11 protein-coding genes are annotated in these 21,568 nt (G+C 47.0%); 4 read left to right on the top strand and 7 right to left on the bottom strand.

All coding sequences use genetic code 11. The features are described 5' to 3' along the window. Window positions 1-234: 234 nt before the first annotated feature. Window positions 235-909 (bottom strand): lysozyme inhibitor LprI family protein, encoded by a 675-nt coding sequence (locus tag NG833_RS07570; protein ID WP_254564690.1) that lies wholly within the window; start codon window positions 907-909, stop codon window positions 235-237. A 572-nt stretch (window positions 910-1,481) separates the two neighbouring features. Between NG833_RS07570 and NG833_RS07565 the strand changes: the two genes are divergently transcribed. Then, window positions 1,482-10,127: a CHAT domain-containing protein gene (locus NG833_RS07565; RefSeq protein ID WP_254564689.1), complete on the top strand. Its 8,646-nt coding sequence runs from the start codon at window positions 1,482-1,484 to the stop codon at window positions 10,125-10,127. Window positions 10,128-10,181: 54 nt separating this feature from the next. On the opposite strand, the gene NG833_RS07560 is transcribed toward NG833_RS07565, so the two are convergent. The 3 genes from NG833_RS07560 to bchH form a co-directional block, all read right to left on the bottom strand. Beyond that, on the bottom strand, window positions 10,182-10,787 hold the full coding sequence (locus NG833_RS07560) for a hypothetical protein (RefSeq protein ID WP_254564688.1): 606 nt from the start codon (window positions 10,785-10,787) through the stop codon (window positions 10,182-10,184). Window positions 10,788-10,879: 92 nt separating this feature from the next. Beyond that, a complete protein-coding gene (locus tag NG833_RS07555; protein ID WP_254564687.1) occupies window positions 10,880-11,593 on the bottom strand; it encodes a hypothetical protein in 714 nt (237 codons plus the stop codon). Window positions 11,594-11,797: 204 nt separating this feature from the next. Then, window positions 11,798-15,520: a magnesium chelatase subunit H gene (gene bchH, locus NG833_RS07550; RefSeq protein ID WP_254564686.1), complete on the bottom strand. Its 3,723-nt coding sequence runs from the start codon at window positions 15,518-15,520 to the stop codon at window positions 11,798-11,800. A 103-nt stretch (window positions 15,521-15,623) separates the two neighbouring features. On the opposite strand from bchH, the gene NG833_RS07545 reads away from it, so the two are divergent. Next, window positions 15,624-16,208, top strand: coding sequence for a Uma2 family endonuclease (locus NG833_RS07545; RefSeq protein ID WP_254564685.1), 585 nt, complete (start codon window positions 15,624-15,626; stop codon window positions 16,206-16,208). Here NG833_RS07545 and NG833_RS07540 read toward each other — a convergent pair. Beyond that, window positions 16,205-16,396, bottom strand: coding sequence for a hypothetical protein (locus NG833_RS07540; protein WP_254564684.1), 192 nt, complete (start codon window positions 16,394-16,396; stop codon window positions 16,205-16,207). The genes NG833_RS07545 and NG833_RS07540 overlap by 4 nt on opposite strands. A 46-nt stretch (window positions 16,397-16,442) precedes the next feature. On the opposite strand from NG833_RS07540, the gene NG833_RS07535 reads away from it, so the two are divergent. Together NG833_RS07535 and NG833_RS07530 are read left to right on the top strand one after the other, a co-directional pair. Then, the gene (locus NG833_RS07535; RefSeq protein ID WP_254564683.1) at window positions 16,443-17,795 is read left to right on the top strand and encodes a hypothetical protein; all 1,353 of its coding nucleotides are present in this window, start codon (window positions 16,443-16,445) and stop codon (window positions 17,793-17,795) included. Between the two features lie 181 nt (window positions 17,796-17,976). Next, the gene (locus tag NG833_RS07530) at window positions 17,977-19,362 is read left to right on the top strand and encodes an aldehyde dehydrogenase (protein ID WP_254564682.1); all 1,386 of its coding nucleotides are present in this window, start codon (window positions 17,977-17,979) and stop codon (window positions 19,360-19,362) included. Between the two features lie 402 nt (window positions 19,363-19,764). On the opposite strand, the gene NG833_RS07525 is transcribed toward NG833_RS07530, so the two are convergent. After that, the gene (locus tag NG833_RS07525) at window positions 19,765-20,358 is read right to left on the bottom strand and encodes a sulfite oxidase-like oxidoreductase (RefSeq protein ID WP_254564681.1); all 594 of its coding nucleotides are present in this window, start codon (window positions 20,356-20,358) and stop codon (window positions 19,765-19,767) included. 172 nt (window positions 20,359-20,530) lie between these two features. Next, window positions 20,531-21,226 carry an NAD-binding protein gene (locus NG833_RS07520; RefSeq protein ID WP_254564680.1) on the bottom strand — a complete coding sequence of 232 codons (696 nt, stop codon included), beginning with the start codon at window positions 21,224-21,226 and terminating at the stop codon, window positions 20,531-20,533. Window positions 21,227-21,568: the final 342 nt, after the last annotated feature.

The following is a 21,568-nucleotide window of genomic DNA, read 5'->3' as shown; positions in this document are numbered from 1 at the left end:
GAGGCGATTCGAGAATCGCCCGTCTTAACAACACATCCGCCTGAACCCCATGATATCTACCTGTAGAGGCGATTCGAGAATCGCCCGTCTTAACAACACATCCGCCTGAACCCCATGATATCTACCTGTAGAGGCGATTCTCGAATCGCCAGTCAGAAACCCCTACAGATAGGGTTGTTCTGAAAAATATGCGTAAATCATGCCTAAAACCCTGTTACCAAACCCCCTCAAATATTACAAATTACTATCTCCTAAATGCTCTTCCAACTGATCCGTCCTCACCTCAGTCAGCCGAATTTGACAGATATTAAACCCAGCATTCCCCCCACCACTCCGCTCAAACTCACAGAGAGCATCGCGATATTGAATCCAATCCAATTGTGCCGTTCTTAACTGCTCTTTACGGTTGCCTGAAAGTTGCCGCATCACCTGTTGATAAACCGCATTTAAGCGGTTATCCGCTGCTTGATAACTTTGTCCTAGCGCCGGGGGAATTTGTCCCCGACGATACTGATAAAGCTCAGAGTTTCTAATTTCCGTTAAATTCGCTAAACAGCCGGAATACAGCATCGGTTGCATCGAACCCCCTTCGGCGAAACTGCTGTAAAAGGCGCATTCAGAATCGCGAAAGGTAATCCAAGCTCGTTGTGCTGTTACTAATTTTTGCCGCCTGCTATTAGACAGTTGCGGGATGAGCCCTTGATAGATTTGATTGAGTTCGCGATCGGTTGCTTGCCACCGTTGTCCGGCACAAGCATTCATTTCACTTTGACTTTGGGGATTGTTGCAATTGAGTCGGGGTTGAGCAACTGCACCCGGTTGATTCCATCCCAGTGCAGTCACCGTCAATCCCACCAGTCCGAATCCTTTCAAACCACGCCAAAAATTATCCATACTTATATTTTTCATGGGGGTTTAATTCTCCTAATTTTATGGTTAATGGTATTCCAAGTCTACCGCCTCAATCTGAACAATCCCCTAAATTTAAACCTATACGCACCCTTATTGTAGCCTTTTTTTTGAAGTTGTAAAGACCACTCTAAATCCTCAACTCAATAAAAACACAAATCAAAAGAGAGCAAATCATGAAAGGGTAAGTACCCTTAGTTTTTATTCAAACCGCAATTTTCAGCCATGCTCTTGACATCACATTCTAGGATATGGTATAATAAATGATTACGGTCGCTAACACCTCCGTATTTTCCACAATCCCAAGAAACAACAGGATACAACACCTACTGAGTCCCTGGACCAACGGGAAGCGGCACTGGGTTGTCCTGAAAAGTATTGAGGGAAAGAGGGGAGGATTTGGAGTTCCCTATATTTAGACCCAAGTAAAACCTCATCGGGAATCGAGAGGGAGAAAACTTACTTTTAGGAGTGGATTAAGAGGGACAAGCAAAATTCAGGGGTGACCCCTTGAATTCACCTGCATTTCTAGTCAAGTTTTCTGGTGCATCTAACTCATTTCAACTATTATTATGAACCAAACCATCAGGGCGATCGCATCTTTACTACTTTTCTCCTACCTAACCAGTCTCGCCAACCCTACCCAGGCACAACCCATCACCCCCGCCGCCGATGGCACTGGCACCCTCGTCACCCCAGATGGACCGCAATTTAACATCGAAGGCGGACAACTCTCCAAAGATGGGGCAAATTTATTCCATAGTTTTGAACAATTTGGACTCGATGCCGGACAAGTTGCCAACTTCCTCTCAAATCCCGACATTCAAAACATTTTAGGGCGCATTACTGGGGGAGATGCTTCCATTATTAACGGATTAATTCAACTCACCGGCGGCAACTCTAACCTCTACCTCATGAACCCTGCCGGGATATTATTTGGACCCAATGCTCAATTAAATATTCCCGCCGACTTTTTCGCCACCACTGCCACGGGAATCGGATTGAGTCAAGGCAATTGGTTTAATGCTGTGGGAGATAATCAATGGTCCAATTTAGTGGGAACCCCCTCTCAATTTGCCTTGAATACTCTCCAACCGGGTGCAATAGTCAACCAGGGAAACTTAACCTTAGAACCGGGTAACAACTTAACCTTATTAGGCGGAAGCGTCCTCAACACCGGCACTTTATCCGCCCCTGGAGGCAATATAACCATTGCAGCAGTTCCCGGAGAAAGTTTAGTCCGGATTTCTCAAGAGAATCATCTATTAAGTTTAGAGGTAAATCCGGGAATAGTGGGAAGGGCAATGCTTGAATCGCCATCTTTGCCTGAATTGCTCACAGGTTCCGGTGTTACTCATGCCAATCAGGTCACAATTAATCCCGATGGAAGTATTCAGTTATCTGGTTCAGGAATTAGTATTGATACGCAAACAGGAGATAATATTGCTTCCGGAAATATTACCGCAACTGGGGGACAAATTGCCGTCCTAGGCGATCGCGTTGCCGTCATTGATGCCAATATCAACACATCGGGCATTAATGGAGGTGGAACCATCCTCATCGGTGGGGATGTGCGAGGGCAAGGAACCCTGCCCAATGCGTTACAAACTTTTGTCAGCGAGGATTCTAATATTGCTGCTGATGCCACTGAATTGGGCAATGGGGGACGAGTGATCCTATTTGCCGAAGAAACCGCCCAAATTTACGGAAAAATCAGCGCCCGGGGTGGCCTTTTAGGTGGAAATGGTGGGTTTATAGAAACCAGTGGATTGGAATTTATAGAAGTTACAACTGTTCCCAATGCTCGTCCAACTTGTACCAATGTTCCCCTTTGTGGAACGGGTGGTGAATGGTTAATTGACCCCAACAATATCGAGATTGTAGCTGGGGGAGGACATACCAATATTAACAACACAAATCCCTTTGTCGCTCAAGGGGATACGGCGCAAATCGGGGTTAACCTGATTGTAGAAGCTCTAACCGGGGGGAATCAGTCCGTAACCATTGAAACAGGAAATGGTGGGGCAGAAGAAGGAAATATTACCCTCAGTGCGCCGATTAATTATAATGGGAGGGGGCAGAACAATACGTTAACTTTGAATGCTCATAACCACGTCATTATTAATTCCGATATTACGGATGGCGTTCCTGGTGGGGATTCTTTAAATTTAGTTTTAAATGCCAATTTTGATAGGGTTAATGGAGGAAGAGTTTCTCTTTTTAATTCCACGATTAATACCGGAGGAGGGAACTTCACGGCCATGGGAACAGGAAATTTAGGAACTGCCCAAGGCGTTAAGATTACGAACAGTATCATCAACGCCGTCGGGGGGAATATCCAACTGACTGGAACCGGATTTAGTGGAATGTTTGCCAATGATTACGCGGGCATTCTAATTAATGAAGGCAGTCGGATAGAAACCCACGGAAATGGCACGATTACTTTAAATGGAACCGGCGGTGCCGGGATTAACTGGAATCCGGGGATATATAGTGAAAATACGACGATATCAGGCAATTCCGATATTACCCTGATTGGAACAGGTGGTAACGGGGTAGACTCCAACTCAGGAATCTTTTTGACTGGGGTGACAATCCGCTCAGAAACGGGCAATATTCGAGTGAGGGGTACAGGGGGGAATAGCACGGGAGAATATAACGCAGGTATCAATATTCAAGATAATAGTCGCCTAGAATCGGTCGGGGGTTCGATTATTTTAGAGGGTTTTGGTGTTAATGGAACAGGGTGGAATGGCGGGATATTAATGGGTCAGTCTATCTTGTCTGCACAGGGAGATATTCGCTTTACGGGAATAGCTAAAGGGAACGGAATTAATAATCGAGGGGTAAGCGTTATCAATGGCAGTCACCTTGAATCCCTAACTGGTTCAATTATTATTAATGGCACTGGAGGAGATGAAGGGTATTTTAATACGGGAGTGGCCATCCGCGATGGGGTATCGGTTTCCGCTTATGAAGATATCCGCTTGACGGGGTTAAGCAAAGGGACTGAAAATGTCAATGATGGCATTAGCGTGATGAATGGCAGTTCTTTGCGTTCCCTGATGGGGTCGATTATCTTAGAAGGAACCGGGGCGAATGGAACGGTAGATAACTACGGAATTTATGTGGATAATAATGTTTCTATCATTTCCAACTCCGGTGATATTCGGATAAATGGGGTCGGGGGAAATGGGTCGGGATTCGCCAATATGGGGATTTTTATTTTGGGCATTAACCAGATAGAATCAACAGATGGAAACATTATCATAGAAGGGACTGGGGGAACGGGAACGGACAAAAATTATGGAATTTCGATGGAGAGTTCCCACATTATATCGGAGACTGGAACAATTCAAATTCGGGGAATTGGGGGGAATGCGACGGGAGAACTGAATCAAGGCGTCAGTCTGACCAATGGGAATAATATTCAGGCCAAAATGGGGGCGATCGCCATCACAGGAACCGGCGGGACTGGTACGGATTCTAATAGCGGAATCTTGGTAGAAAATACCAGGGTTTCTGGGAATGAAAATATCTCATTGAATGGCACTGGACAGGGGACTGGTTTAGGTAATCTGGGAATTGATGTTCAGAATGGCAGTACCCTTCAATCCACGGGAACGGGAAATATTATTCTGGAAGGAACCGGGGTTAATGGTGCAGATGGCATCGGATTGAACAGGAGTTTTGTTAATCCCGAACCCACGGGACAAGGGGATGTAATTTTTCGAGGCAGTAATATTAGTTTTCAGGAAGAGAGTCGCATTTCGAGTCAAAATAACATCATCTTAGAACCGATCGCACCGGGTCAGGCGATCGCCATTAATGATGAAACCGCAGACTATATCCTGACTACCCCAGAACTCCTGATGTTAGATATCCCCAAGGGTTCTCTCACCATTGGTTCAGAAACAGTCGGAGATATTTATGTCGGGTCTTTAGGAGAAATGGACCTCAGCAGTGCTAATTACGCCCTCACCTTCAAAACGGGCAATCAAATTTATATTACCAATAACATCATCACCAATAATCAAAATATCACCCTAGACGGGGCGGTGAATTTACTCAATAATATTACATTCCGCACCGGGTCGGGTCATCTCCTGTTTGGAGGGACAATTGATGGCAATTATACTCTAACCCTGGATGCCGGAATCGGTAATATTATCTTCAATCAACCCGTGGGGAGTCAAATTCCCTTGAATAGTCTGGAAATTGTTAATGCCAATGATGTCACCGCTCAGGCCATTACAGCAGGCCATTTACTTCAATTGGCGGGCATAGGTCAGACGACTTTTAATGGTCCTCTCACCATAAATGGGCCGAATGGTATCCGCTTAACCGGCAAACGATTTCGCTTTTTAAATAGCACAAACACCACAGGAAGCGGTTCGTTAAGCATTGCCAATGGGGATAAGTTAGAAATTGCCAATCCCTTAAACTTAGACGGCGCATTTGAGCAAACTGAGACGGGGGAGGTAACTGTTTCTAGTGCCATTAATACCAACAACAGCCCTATCAGTTTTAATGCGCCGGTCATCTTAATGGGAGAGGCCAGCTTAAACCCGGGAACGGGCAGTTTGGCATTTGGGTCACGCTTGGAGGCGGGCAATAATCCTTTAACTTTAACCGCTGGACAAATTGATTTTAATGGTCCCGTAACGGGAACGAATACCCTCACCTTACAACCGACAAATCCTACCCAAAATATTACCCTGGGAAATGTCGTTAATACAGGAGAGAGTTTAGATTTAACCCGTAATGATTTAGCCCAGATTCAAAATGGATTTACCGGAATTACTATCGGACGCACGGACTACGCTGGGGAAATTTCTATCGTCAATCCTATCACCTTTTTAGATCCAATCACCCTAGAGGCCGGGTCAGGATTTATTTCCCTGAATAGTAATATCACCGGGTTAGATAATGCAGCAGTTTTTTTGAATGCCGCTACGGTTCATCTCAACTCCGATATTCTGACCCATCAGAATGATATTGCAGTGAATGGGAATATCATTCTCGGGGGCGATGTTACCCTGAGTACGGACATCGAAGGTGGCAATCTTAATATGATTGGGACTATCGATGGTAATTCCAACTTAACCCTAGACTCAGGAACGGGTAACATCATTTTGAATCAGGATATTGGTCGTCAAACTGCATTAGGAAATTTGACAATTCTCAATGCCAATGATGTCACAACTCAGGCCATCACTGCCGCGAGTCTGACTCAATCCGCCGGGACGGGAACGACTACATTTAATGGAGAAATTACTACAACTGGGGCAAATGGGATTAATCTAACGGCCAATACCCTTCTCTTTAACGGTCCCGTGACTACAACGGTAAATAGTTCGGTTATCCTAGGGAATACCAATCCCTTAAACATTACAACTCCCTTTACCTTAGAGGGTGGATTCCAGCAAACAGGCACGGGAACGGTAACGCTTTCCAGTGATATTACAACGAACAATAATGATATCCGGTTTAATGCTCCGGTTACCCTCAATCCTGGGGCGAGTTTAAATCCGGGAACCGGGGGAATTGCGTTCGGTTCGAGTCTGGATGCAGGGAACAATCCTCTAATTTTAACAGCAGGAGAACTCGATTTTCAGGGTCCGGTTACCGGCAGCAATACCCTGACATTACAACCGGCAACCCCAACTCAGACTATCACATTGGGGAATGCTACGGATGCGGGGGATAGTTTAGATTTGACCCAAAATGATTTAAGTCAGATTCAGGATGGATTTACGTCCATTACGATTGGACGAGGGGACTCCCTGGGAGCAATTTCAATTGTTAATCCGCTGACGTTTACGGACTCGGTAATTTTGCAAGGGGGTTCGGGTGTGATTTCGGTGGAGGGGATGATTACGGGTTCAGATAATGCCGCAATTTCCCTTAATGCCGATACAATTTTCCTCAACTCTGATGTGGTAACGACCCAGAATGATATTAATTTGACGGGGAATCTAATTCTCGGCAACGAGATTACCCTCAATACGGACAATGATGGGGGGAATATTAAAATTGTCGGTAATATTGATGGCAATGCAGGCGCGAGTGCTGCCTCATCGGGGTTGACTTTGAATGCGGGAACGGGGGTGATTGAAGTGCGGGGAAATATTGGAGAAAGTTCCCCGTTAAATCAGTTAACGGTGACAACGGAACAGACAATTTTGGGCGGAAATGTCAGCACCAATGGCGGGGATATCACTTTTAACAGCGCGATCGCCCTCGGCGAAAATACCCAAATTACCACAGGTGAGGGTCTCGGCAATATTCTGTTCCAGAGTCTCATTGACAGCGAAACCAATGTACCTCAAAATCTCACCCTCAATGCCGGGATGGGAAATATCACCTTTAATCGTGCAGTCGGCAGTCGGCAACCCCTAGGGAATCTGGACATTCTGAATGCCGGAGATATAACCGCGCTGGATAGCATTGCCGCAGGGAGTTTCCGCGCATTGAGTACCGGAAGCATCACCCTTCAGGGGAACTTAACTACCACAATGGCACAGGGAGTTGAACTGGTGAGCGAAAATGCTCTAACCGTTGCTGATATGACCACCAATGGACAACAACTGACCCTAGAAAGTCGGTCGGGAAATGTCCAAACGGGGAATTTAGATACCGCTTCCGCTACAACGGGAGGGAATCTCCGCGTCACCAGTACCCAAGGTGAAATTATCACCGGCAATCTCACCTCCTCCGGGGTCAACCAAGGGGGAAATATTACAGTGATGGCGGAGATTGCCATTACTGCCGGTGCGATCGACTCCAGCGCCACCACCGGCAATGCGGGGAATGTGTTCCTGGACCCGATTGGGGATATCCAAGTCTCTTGGATTAACGCACAAGGGGGAACAAATGGCCGAGGGGGTGATATCTTCATCGAAACCACCGGAGGATTGTTCCGCGCCACGGATTCCTTTGCCAGTCAGTATTCTCCCACGGGATTTGCCAGTATTTCCTCTGCTGGGGGGACTGGTGGTGGGAGTATCCGGTTAAATCATGCCGGAGGAGATGATATCGACCCGATTGAAGGGTTTGAAATTGGCAATCCCCTGTTTCACGGCACTCGGGATGTGATTACCAGTGGCACATCTACCCTCAATCTTGGGGAAATTTTCCCTCGTTCGATTACTCGGGGAAATATTACGGTTGCCACGGATGATGGGGTTGATCCGATACCGGAACCGGAACCGGAACCGGAACCGTTACTCACGCCAGAGGCAGAACCAACACTACTACCTCCCGCAGAACTTCCAGCAGAACCGTTAAGCGCGCCAGAAGCAGAACTGCCTCCTGAAGCAGAATTTCCTCCCGCAGAGGAACCGTTAAGCGCGCCAGAAGCAGAACTGCCTCCCGCAGCAGTCCCTCCAGCAGCATCCCCAGATTTTGTTCCCCCGGGGATAAGTCCTCTGGGAGAACCTTTATCCACACTGGCACCGGAATCTGGACCCCAGGAAGGGAGTGAACCAGAACCGCTTGCAACGGGGGAACTTCCATCAGAACCCGCAGCAATACCGAGTATAACTCCACCGGAAATTATCCCCGAACCCCAGGGAAATCGCACTCCAGTGCCACCTGTACCGACTCAAATCCCGAATCTGACTCCAGCAGCAGAGATGACGCCAGAATCGATGGGGACGGTTTCTCCGTCGCGGAATCTGCCGTCGTCCCCGTCACGGATAGAACCGGAACCGGCAGGGAGTGCTTCTATCCCCCCGGCGATCGCTGTTGAAACTGAATCCAGTACCACCGTGAACAGTCAATCCGAAACGAGTACAACCGCCTCCGATGTACCCTTAGAATCGTCTGACCGTTCTGAACCGATTACCGTAGGGTCGCCTGTGGAACTGGAGTTAGATGTGGAAGTGACGACGTTGGAAGAAGCGTTATCTCAAGAGTATCAGGACTATTTTCAAGACTCGACTCCGGTGGATATCCAATCGCTGAATGAGGTCCGACAAGAGTTGCGGCAAACTGAGGAAGTGATGGGAATCAAAACCGCTGTGGTGTATATCGTGTTTGGCCGAACGGAGTTGTATGAAAATGCTGCTTTGATTTGTCCCAATGGCGATCGCCAGGAAGATTGGCGACGGCGTACTTCAGAAGAGGAATTAGGATGGCCTTGCGATCGCCATCCCGATGACCCGGTAGAATTATTAGTGGTAACCGGATTTGATAAACCTCTACGGATTTCAATTCCCGAGGCCAATCGGGCACAGGTTGAAAAATTGGCCTTGGAAATGCGCGGCGAAATTACTAATTTAAAAATGCTCCACACTCGCCGCTATCTCCCATCCTCTCAAAAGCTGCATCGCTTGTTGATTGAACCCATTGAACCCACATTAAAACAGCGAGGCATCGAAAATCTAGCCTTTATTCCTGATGCTGGAGTGCGATCGCTTCCTTTTGCGGCACTCCATGATGGCGAAACCTTTCTGATTGAACGGTACAGTCTGGCGGTGATGCCGAGTTTTAGCCTAACTCGACCTGTCTATGCTAACTTAAAAACGGAGGAAGTTTTGGCAATGGGAGCGTCTAAATTTTCGACTTTAAAACCCTTGCCTGCGGTTCCTGTTGAATTAGAGACAATTATTTGTCAGACGCCGCTTGGGTCCGACTCTTGTTGGCCTGGGGAACGATTTTTAAATGAATATTTTACCCTGGATGCCTTGAAACAGCGGGGAAATAAAGGAGATTATCGGATTCTTCATCTGGCCACTCATGCCGATTTTCAACCGGGAGACCCAGAGGAATCTTATATTAAATTATGGAATCATCGCTTACCTTTTTCCCAAATGAAAGAGTTACAATGGCATAATCCAGAAGTGGAATTATTAGTGTTAAGTTCTTGTCGGACTGCCATTGGAGATCAACAGGCGGAGTTAGGATTTGCGGGGTTAGCATTGCAGTCGGGAGTTAAGTCTGCGATCGCCTCGTTGTGGTATGTTAATGATGAGGGCACTTTGGGATTAATGACTGAATTATACCGACAATTGCGATCGGCCCCCATTCGTGCGGAAGGATTGCGCCGCGCACAATTGCAACTCTTGCGCGGGGAAGTCCGATTTGAAGGGGGACAATTGGTGGGTTCTAATGGGGCAATTTCCTTGCCGAAGGAACTAGAACATTTGAATGGCATGGACCTTTCTCATCCTTATTATTGGTCCGGATTTATAACCATTGGTAGTCCTTGGTAATCTGTAAAAATGGCGATTTTTTCACAGATAATCGCCATTTTTATAGTTAACCCGTTATTCCAAGACCACCAAGGACTGAAGAACCCGATCGAATTCCCGAGGGGAAATCCTGGTATTTTGACCACAGGAATAGCGGTTTTCTTCGACTCGCACGGCATAAAAAGGAGATCGAGTTGAGGGCAGGTTGGCGGGGAAATTATATAACCCTGGTTGGGGAGTGCTTAATTGTTCAGAACTGGGGAAGTTTCTATCTCCAGGAATTTCCCCAAATCTAATGTCAACTTCTCCTAAAAGAGCGGTTTGAGTGGTATAATGAAATTCACTATCGGGTCCGCCTAGTCCCCCTCCAATAGCCTCAATCATTAAACAGGTATTTTCAGGATTTCGATAAATAATCTCATAGGAGGTTCCTTCTCTACATTCGCCGCGTTGGGGACTATTGGAGGGACAGAGGTTGATTTTAATTTGAGAAAGGGTAAATCCTTCAGGGATATAGGTTGGAACGGCTACGGGGATATTGAGGGCCGCTAATGCCGCTTGTTCTTCAGGAGAAAGGGCGATGGATTGGGACTGTAATGGGCGATCGGCGTGGAATAAACTGAGGAGACTCAGGAGAACAGCAAATCCTAGATAGTGGCGATCGCGTGCGGGTTTAGTCACAGATTTTATCATAGATTGCGGGTGATTTTTAATAAAACCTAGTTGAATTCTAGCAGAATTTAGCGGGGGTTTAGGAAAGGCGACGGCTTAAGTTAATTGCGATCGCCAGTTAACGCAGAAATGACCATTTCAAAGAGTTCGGTAGGTTGGGTGGTACAACCCTTTGCACCGAGTCTCCTCGCTTCGCTTTGGTGTTCCGGGAGGATGGTGCCAGCGTAGAGGATATAGGGCATATAATAGCCCAATCGCCGGAGTTCTTCGAGTAGGGTGTAACCGGCGAGATCGTCCGGGGGACGTTTAATATCTGAGATGACTGCATGATAGGGACTCGCTTTTATCTTGGCGATCGCCTCTTCGGTATTTCGAGACAAACTACATTGAACCCCTAAGACTTCTAAGGCTTTTTGCTCATAAGCATTTTCTTCCAAACAATCATCAACCCACAACACTTTTTTAGTCAGTAATTCCTCGGAAATTTTAGGGTCAGAAACCCGGGCGATCGCATGAATAATTTTTCGGGATTCATGATTGGCATCAGCATTTTCCCCGCTATCTGATGACTCTTGACTGAATTTCTTTTGTCCAGAAGCTGCACCTAGCATTGCCGCTGACTCCAGTTGTCGGGTAACATTCGCCTCCACTCCCGAGGGTCCTGCTTTTAAGCTGAATTCGCTGATAGTATTGATGAGTTTCTTTAAAGAATCTCCAAAGTAAACCACGAAAAATACTGCAAAAGCAGGCCAAATTATGGCCTCGATTAGGGAGATGATTCCATTAAAAAATTCGGCGATTTTATCTGAATTCATGATAGATTTAGCTTGCCCTTTGTCACGGAGAAAGCGAGCAAGATGCTCGCACTACAAGAATAGCAGGGTTCGCGTCATTTTCAAAGTCCTGCAAGGGTTGCTATAGAGATAAAACCAAATCAAATGCGGGTCCCCATTTTTAGACCGATGGTATCACCCAAGACTCGGGGATAAGATGGTTCTCTCCCCGATTGATGCTTCATCTTAGTCTATTGCCACCCCTTCGATTTCATCCTCGGTTAAACTGTACAATGTTTGCAGTTTTTCTAGCTTCTCCGAGTCGGGATTCCAGAAACCCCGTCCGTGAGCTTCTAGCATTCTGCCGACAATATTCCGAAACGCTTCGGGATTGGCTTTTCTTAGTTTCTCTGCCATTTCTGGGTCAAAAGCGTAGGTTTCTGATGCCCCATCATACACCCAATTATCTTTAAAATCAACGGTCCCTCCCCAACCGATTAAAGCGGTCATTCGTTGGGAGATTTCATAAGCGCCACCTGACCCTTGGTTTGCCATTGATTCGGCCCATTTGGGGTTGAGGAGTTTGGTGCGATATTCTAAGCGTAAGAGGTCTTCTAATTTGCGGGGAGTGGTATCTTTGGAGAAACTTTCGATTAAGCTGGCGGTAACTTTTTTACCGCTTTGAGTTTCGGCAGCGCGTTTTAATCCGCCGGTGTTGGCATAATATTCCTGAATATCTGTGAGTCCATATTCCACAGAGTCAATTTCTTGGACGATGCGATCGCTCGTTTTAAGTAACTGTTGCAACACCTCCGGACGCGCTTTGCCTTTGTCTTTTCGTCCGTAACTAAAAGCATTTCGACTTTCCCAAGTTTTGCCTAATTCATCCCCCGATTCCCAGTTGCTATCAACTACTTGGTCATTAACTAAGGACCCAAAATCTCCGGCAGGGTTAGAAAACAACCGGGCGGAAACATTCTCGATTCCCTGGGATTTTAAAGCTAAAGCGTGTTTGCGGATAAAGTTTTGGTCTTCCGGTTCATCTGCTTCAGCAGCGCGTAAAAATAAGTCATCCAGCAGTTCGATAATGTTGACGAAGCTATCGCGAAAGATGCCGGAGAGATTGGCTAAAATATCGATGCGCGGATGTCCTACTTGGTCTAAGGGTTGGAGTTCATAGCGGACAATCCGTCCGGTTCCTTCTTTGATAGGTTTTGCCCCAACTAATTCTAACAGAATAGCTAGGGATTCACCCCGGGTTTTGATAATATCTAATCCCCATAACATCACCGCCACAGTTTCCGGATATTGGCCGGTTTCTTGCTGATGTTGGGCGATAATTTTTTGGGCAATTTCTCGCCCTCGACTGTAGGCACCAGGGGAGGGCATTCGATAGGGGTCTAAGGCATGAATATTCCGTCCCGTGGGTAAAACTCCTGGTCCATCGCGCAATAAATCCCCACCGGGTGCAGGGGGAATATATTCCCCATTTAATCCGCGCAGGAGGTTGGTCATTTCGTCGGGAGTTTGCCTTAATAATTGGCAGATTTGCATTGCTTCATCGGGAGTGGGGATGAGTTTAGAGAGGGATTCTGGGCTGTTGCCGGTGGCGAGTTCCTCTACAAGTTCCTCGTCAAAGTCTTGGTCAAAATAGGCATCAAGATAAGACTTTAATGCGGCTGTATTGGGAGGTTCTCCTAGGGTATGTAATCCGGAGGAAAATAGCCGTTGTTCGACGACTTTTAAATAGTCATAAATGGTGATAAAATAGGTGGTTAACACCTCGGGGCTAAACATTCTGGCTGTTTCTGGGGTGAAGTCAATGCCTAATTTTTTGGCTTCGGCAAAGGGACAGTCCATTTCCAGGCCAATATCGACGATTTTTGTGGCGATCGCCTCCCTTAATGCCGAATTTTTCCCAGGGTCTTCTCGATATTCCCCAATCAATTCCCGCAACAATACCATCTCTTTGTACAATCCCGCCCGACCATAAGGCGGCACATTATGGGAAATTAAGACTCCATATCCCCGCCGTTTGGCTAAGATTGATTCCGAGGGATTATTGGCGGCATAAATATAGAGATTTGGCAGATTTCCCAAGAGAATATCCGGCCAAGAATATCCTGTATTTCCCAAAGGAGAACCGGGTAACCATTCTACTGTTCCATGCATTCCAAAATGAACCAAAGCATGGGCCTTAAAATCATGTTGCAGCCATTTGTAGAAGGCGGCATATTGAGGATGGGGTGTCATATCCCGTTCAAACATTAACCGCATGGGGTCGCCAGAAATCCCGAGAGGGGGTTGGACCCCAATCCAAATATTGCCTAACTGAATTCCCCCGATCGCATAGTCATCGCCGTAGGTTTTGATGCCGGTATCGGTGAGAGATTTCCATTGCTTCTCAATCCGCCGAGTCAGGAGATATCCCAACCATTTATCCAGGGTTTTGACATTGACTTTGGTGGGAATAATGCCTTGCGATCGCGTTAATTTTGTCTCCATCGGTGACTCATCGGCAACCTTGACTCGCTGGATTAACTCTTCCCCATCCTCGGGTAAATCCCCCACAGTGTAACCGTTATCTTTGAGGGATTGCAGGAAGTTGAGGAGACTGCGCGGGACATTCAATAAAGCAGCGGTTCCCGTTGCGCCATAACCCGGGGGAAATCCATATAAAATAATTGCAATTTTGCGGTCTGCTGGGGGTGTTTTCCGCAATTGAATCCAGGATTTAATCCGTCCCGTCAATCGCTTAACTCGTTCAGGAATTAAATAGATGTCTTCCCCGACTAAACCACCGAGAGGAACAGTATCGATCGCCCCATCCAGTTCCGGCAAAGCATATAAAACGACACTTTGCAATCCCCCAATCCCTTGGCGAGTCCAAGAATGGATATCTTGAATTAATAACGGGGCTGCGATAAAATAAGGGAGATTTTTAGCAGCCAAAATCCCTTTTGCTACTTCAATTTGCCGTCCCGCTTCCATTGAACCTGCCGGACCCCCCACTAAAGGAAATCCAATGGTAGAAACAATGGCATCCACTTCCACTGCTTCGGCAGATAAGGACCGAGTTTGATTATTTCCCTGCTGTCGCTGCTTAGTTTCATCAGCGGATGTCATCCAATCTCGAACTGCAACATGACCCTCAACCCCATTAATAAAAATCGGCAGAGGAATTAGTCCCGCTTCTTCAAAGTGGTGAATTAATTTATGAATGTAAGGTTGCTTCGTAATAACGTGCTTGCGATAAAGCAGAATTCCCACCACGGGATTATTGGAGGATGAATTTTGCGTGCGATACCAGTCTAAATATTGGCGGGGTGATTCAAAATATCCAGAATAGTTAGGATGGAGTAATCCCATATTAGGAGTCTCGACCGGAGGGGGAATTTCTCCCACGGTTAACCCGAGATATTTTTCCGCTAAAGTCCAAAACATAGCGGCGACATTCTCTGCACCTCCAGCATTCCAATATCCATAAATAATCAGCCAATTGCGGAGGTCCTGGACTTTTTGCACTGGGACATATTTGAGCAGTTTGGGTCCAGTTTTGAGAAAACTAATATATCCGGCGAGTTTATCTTCTTCTCGACCACTAGAGAACTTACTCAGAATGAATTGCACGGGTTTCGGCATTCCTTTGGGTTTGTCCCCGATCGCAAATTTTCCTAACTGAGTTAAACTCATCAGTTCCAAGGCAGACTCGAAAACCAGGCGAATGGGAATCTGCTGGACTTTTTCCCGCAATCCCATGACGCAATCATAGTCAAAAATCAAACTAGCAAAAAATACATCGGCCTCTTGAAGTGCCGTTGCTACCTCCTCGGTTTTGGCGGTGAGGTCTGCGTCACTAAAGACCCGAATATCCAACTCAGGACAGCGCGAAATTGCCACCTGTGCTGCTTGCCGGTACAAGTCAGCGTTAAACGATTCAAATCCTGCAATTAAAACAATTCGTTTCATATAAAGGAGTCGATTAATTTGACTGGTTTAATTGTAGCGGAATAATTGGAAGTTAGGAAAGGTTATGGTAGAATAACAAGAGTCCTCAACCCCCTCACTCATAATGACCCTAGCTACTGCCAAACGCTTTACCATAGAAGAGTATCACCGTCTCATCGAACTGGGGTTTTTCCCGGAAGGCGATCGCACTGAATTAATCCAAGGCCAAATCATTGAGAAAGTCGCGAAAGGAAAACCTCATGCCGTTTGTTGCATGAACCTAAACAAACAACTGATTGTACGGTTGTCAGGTCAAGCTATAATTCGTTGTCAGGACCCGATTACCTTGCCTCCTCATAGCGAAGCGGAACCGGATTTTAGCATAGTGCGAAACCGGGAGGATAACTACCTGTCCCATCATCCGATGCCGGATGATATTGTGCTGGTGATTGAAATTGCTGATTCTTCCTTGGACTACGATCGCCAGGTGAAATTACCCTTGTATGGTGAAGCGGGAATTTCCGACTATTGGATTGTGAATTTATTAGAAAAACAACTGGAAATTTATACGACTCCTTATCAAAAATCCACCGGAACTTTTGACTATCGGCAAAAACAAGTCAAGCTACCGAATGAAACGGTTTCTATTCCCGGGTTTGAAGGGTTAATCCTGGATTTGAATCGCGTATTTCCAGCAATCTCCCTTTAATCCCGGTCCCCATCCCGGGGGTGGAAGGGATAGGATAACTGGAATTTATGTCTGTAGATAGATGTAATGACCGTTGATATAAATTTATAAGCCCTAGAGACAAAGGTAGATATACGTCGCAAGGCATAAAAATTGCTGGGAGTGACCCGATCGCCTTGCGATCGCGCTAAAACGAGACTAAAGAGCATCAATTGCCTCTGTCGATCGCCCAGTCTCTCTACTCCAAATCAGGTTATGCAACTGCGAAGTCTGTCCCCATTTCATGGCATATCCCCCGCCTGCCTGGGGGTATTTCTTCCCCAAATTACGATCGCCCTGGTGTCTGTGATGGTTGCCGGATGCGATCGCAGCATCCTGTTTACCGCAACTGCTGCACCTTCTGCGGAGTCGATTTCCGAGTCTGCTGAGGAGAATCCCGACCCGGTTTCGGAAGCAGTCGCCGAGGCAACCGTAGCGGCAAATTTAACCCAAAATGCGAGGACATGGGAAGAGTGGCATCGGGTGGCACAGCATTGGCAGGAGGCGATCGCCCAATTGGAGACTGTATCCCGGGAACATCTTCACTGGGATTTTGCCCAACAACGACTCCCGGTTTATCACAAAAACCTCACTTATGCCCGCCAACAATTTGACCGCTTAGACCCCTTGAAACCGGCCCTCACTAAAGGAGGTCGAGCCTCACAACTCACCCGCATTGCTGTTGATAAACAAGACTGGACCGAAGGGGTACAAGCTTGGAAGGACGCCGTGGCGCAGTTGCAGATTATCCCCTCGACCTATCCCCAGTATTCCCTTGTCCAACAAAAGCGGGTCGAGTATGAGAGAAAGCTGACATTTTCTCAACAACAACTCTTGCAATTCCACCCCTTTTATCAGGGAATGGCTAAAGCAGAAGAAGCCAAGCAACGGGCTGAAACCGCCTCAACGATGGAACAATGGGAGAGTGTAGCCCTGTTGTGGAAACAGGCGATCGCCCTGTTGGTGAGCATTTCCCCCGATGATGACAAGGCAATCTTAGCCGCCCCCAAAATCCGAGACTATGAAAGTCATCTCACTCAAGTTCATCAGCACATTGCCCAGCTCGACCCCTATAATCGGGCCCTCGGGCAAGTAGAAAGCGCCAGAAAGCTGCAAAAAACGGCCCATTCAATGGGAGAATGGGAAGCGGTGAGGGGGGAGTGGCAAAAGGCGATCGCTCACCTTAAAAACGTTCCTGTCCACCATTCCCAACGGGTCTTAGCGGAACAACTCCTAGCGCAATCCCAGGTTAATCTCGCTAACGCCAACCACACAGTCCGGCAAACGGACCCCTTTGAGCGCGCTGTGGCCACCGCAGAAACCGCCCGCCAACTCACCCAATCCGCCTTTTCCCTCTATGACTGGAATGCGATCGCCTCTCAATGGCAAGAGGCGATCGCACTCCTGCAAACCGTCCCTCCCACTCATAAAAAACATCCCTTAGTCGCACAAAAAATCACCGCTTATCAGACCGCTTTAGACCATGCCATTCAGCAGTCCCATCAATGGTTACAGTCTGTTCCTCCACCCGAACCGGCGAGCAATTCTCTAGCGAAAACCTCCTTGTAACCGTCCCCAAAAGGTCAGCCCTGTTATCTATCACTCAAGTAACTCTCCAAAATAACATTTTCCTATCAATCCAAAATCTAGCTCAGAGGTGGACAACTCTCCAAGAGTCTCTACAATAGATACAATAGAAGAGGGGCGACTGCCCTGGGTCCACCTCTACCATCAATTAAGGATATCCTTCATGCTGACCACATCTCGCATTCGTGACGTGATTGAGGCCCAACGCCAATTCTTTGCCACAGGAAAAACCAAAGACCTCGACTTTCGCATCGAACAACTGCAACGGCTGAAACAAGCCGTTATTGATAGCAAGGAACTCGTCCTCAATGCCCTGAATCAAGACCTGAAAAAGTCAGAAGTTGAAGCATATTTGACCGAAGTCGGCGTCATTCGAGAAATCAATTATGTCCTCAAACATCTTAAATCCTGGGCCAAACCTAAAACCGTCGCCCGTCCCCTCGACCAATTCCCGAGTGTGGCGCGAATTTATCCCGATCCATTAGGGGTTGTTTTAATTGTCAGTCCTTGGAATTACCCCTTCCAGTTAACCATTTCTCCCTTACTCGGGGCCATTGCTGCTGGAAACTGTGTCACCTTAAAACCCTCGGAAATTGCGCCTCATACCTCGCACCTTGTGGCGGACTTAATCCGCAAAACCTTCGACCCGAGTTATATTGCCGTCGTGGAAGGCGGGGTGGAAGTGTCCCAAGATTTATTATCCCAAAAATTTGACCATATCTTCTTTACCGGGGGGACTCAAGTTGGCCGAATTGTCATGGAAGCGGCGGCGAAACATCTCACCCCAGTCACCCTAGAACTGGGCGGAAAAAGTCCTTGTATTGTCGAGACTGATATTGACCTACCCACTGCTTGCAAACGGATTGTTTGGGGCAAGTTTATGAATGCCGGTCAAACTTGTATCGCCCCGGATTATCTGTTGGTCAATCGCCGGATTAAACGCGATTTGTTAGTGGGAATTGAACGGACAATTACCGAATTTTATGGTCAAAAACCCGCCAATAGTCCGGACTATGGCCGGATTATTAATGACAAACAATTTGAGCGTCTGCGGGGGTTACTCCAGGATCGGGATGGAGAAATTCTGGTTGGGGGTCAAACCAATGCAGGCGATCGCTATATTGCACCCACGGTTCTTGATGGCGTCTCCCTCACCTCACCGATTATGCAAGAGGAAATCTTTGGGCCAATTTTGCCGGTTCTGGAGTATGACAAACTAGACCAGGCGATCGCCATTATCAACGAAAGACCCAAACCCCTCGCCCTTTATCTATTTTCCAACGATAAACAACAGCAGCAACAAGTCCTGAGAGAAACATCGAGTGGGGGCGTTTGCCTCAACGATACCATCATGCATCTGGGGGTTTCTGAATTACCCTTTGGTGGCGTTGGGAACAGTGGCATGGGTTCTTATCATGGTAAAGCCAGTTTTGATACCTTTTCTCACCGGAAAAGTGTGTTAGAAAAGTCTTTCCACTTTGATTTAGATTTCCGCTACCCGCCTTATAAAAGCAAGTTGAACTTTATCAAACGGTTCATTGGGGGTTAGGATAATTTGACTCTTTCGAGTTCGGGAAAATAGGAAGAAGAATATCAGGGTTTTTCTTTTCTGTTTGTAGTGACGACTTTAGTCGTTACCTGGAAATTAGAAAGATAACGACTGAAGTCGGGACGTTGAACTAAGGGTGTTCCAACAAATAAATCATCCAAATTTGATGCGATCGCACTTAACAAGACTGTATTAGCCCGCGCAGGCGGGCTTCGTCCGTATAGCCCCACCCTTTAGGGTGTGGGGTTTTTGGATATTTTATTTTTTGGAGTTCCCTAAAACAAGATAACGACTGAAGTCGTTACTACAAACACCAGAGGGATAACGACTGAAATTGTTGCTATAAACTAGGACAAGATAACGACTGAAGTCGTTACTACGAACACAAGAGGGATAACCTAGTTAGTAACTGTAGCGTTCTTCTGCCCAGGGTTCTCCTCGCTGGTGATAACCGTTGCGTTCCCAAAATCCTGATGCTTCTTCCGATAGAAATTCTAACCCGTTAATCCATTTGGCACTTTTCCAAGCATAAAGATGAGGGACCACGAGGCGGAGGGGTCCGCCATGTTCGGGACTCAGGGGTTCATCAAAGAGAGTATGGGCGAAAAAGTTTTCTTCCCGGAGGAAATCCTCGATCGCAATATTGGTGGTATAACCGCCATAGCAATGTTCCATGATGCAAATGGCTTTCGGATCCACGCTCAGGTGCTTCATGAAATCTAGGACTTTGATGCCCTTCCACTTGACATCGAGTTTAGACCAGCGAGTCACACAGTGGAAATCCGCAGTAAACTCCTGTTGGGGCAGGGCCATCAGGTCATCCCAGGTAAAGGTTTGAGGTTCGACCAGACCCCAAACTTTCAAGGAATAGTCATCGCCAGAAATTTGCGGCGTATCCCCATAGGTGAGGACCGGAAACCCCGTAGCGAGATGTTGTCCAGGGGGAACGCGATCGCTCAGTTCCGCAGAGGGTTTTTTAAAGAATTTACCCAACATAAGGATGATTTTTTGATAACTTCTAAGCTATAAGTATATTTGAATTTCTCAACTCCCAGCCCCAAATATTCCTAACTCTTGAAAAGAGGTAGAGACACGACCTTTCGCATCTCTACAACGATTGTTGTGGAGTCCTAGAAACCGAATCTGCTCCCTGTCCCCCACGGTTTTCTCAAGATCTCAACCGATCGATCGCCTTATTTGCTCCAATCACCACCATCACCGTTCCCCCCAGGAGTCGTCGGTTCGCGGGAGGATTAATCTCAAATTTTTCATCTTGACTGACAGCTAGGACATTTAGACCGTAGCGATTGCGAAGTTCGAGTTCAGCAATGGTTTTACCGTGGAAGGTAGGGGGTACGATCGTTTCGACAATGCTATGTTCTGGGTCGAGTTCAAAGCGATCGAGGATACTGGGAGTGGTGATGGTGCGTGCCAAGGCACAACCCATTTCCCGTTCTGGAAACACCACATGATCGGCCCCTACTTTTTTAAGCAGTTTCATGTGAATTTCCGAGGATGCTTTTGCGACAACGTGCTTGACCCCAGCTTCTTTGAGGTTAAGGGTCGTAATAATACTCTGGGCCAAGAAATTCCCGATCGCGACAATCACCGTATCGAAATCTGCCATTCCGGCCTGTTGAATCGCTGAGGGTTCGGTCGTGTCCAGTTGCAATGCGTGTGCTGCAAATTGTTCGCTCACCGCTTGGGTGACTTTCTTCTCATCTACATCAATGGCAAGCACTTCATACCCCAATCCGTGTAGGGTATCACAGACGGCGCGACCGAAGCGCCCTAACCCGATCACGGCAAATTGCTTATTGTCTGAACGCAGATTGCGAAAGAAATTCAGAGAGGATAGATTCACAGGCGCTACCTTGGATTGGAATCAATGGATTCAGATGCCACTAGAAATGCCATCTCATTCGTGAGTGCCGCCAACTGCCTTTTGAATCCAGGGTCTGGAATCTATTGCGCCCCCTCGGCTGAGAGGGGCTGACGGCAAAAGCATGATTTACTTTTGTTAGAGTACCAACTTTCTGGGGAGATTTGTACTTAGGGAAGATGGGAGAGATCGGGAAAATGTTTGTAGTAACGACTTGAGTCGTTGCCAAGAGTGTTATGGCATCCGCCATAACACGAGCCATCTGAGGGTCCACCGCTGGCCTGTTTAGGAACTGGAGCGATCGCCTGATATCGGGGCGGGGGG

This window comes from Oscillatoria sp. HE19RPO, from assembly GCF_024220515.1.
GTDB lineage: Bacteria > Cyanobacteriota > Cyanobacteriia > Cyanobacteriales > Laspinemataceae > Laspinema.
Note: the sequence above shows the minus strand (reverse complement) of the source record. Positions and strands in the feature narration are given on the sequence as shown.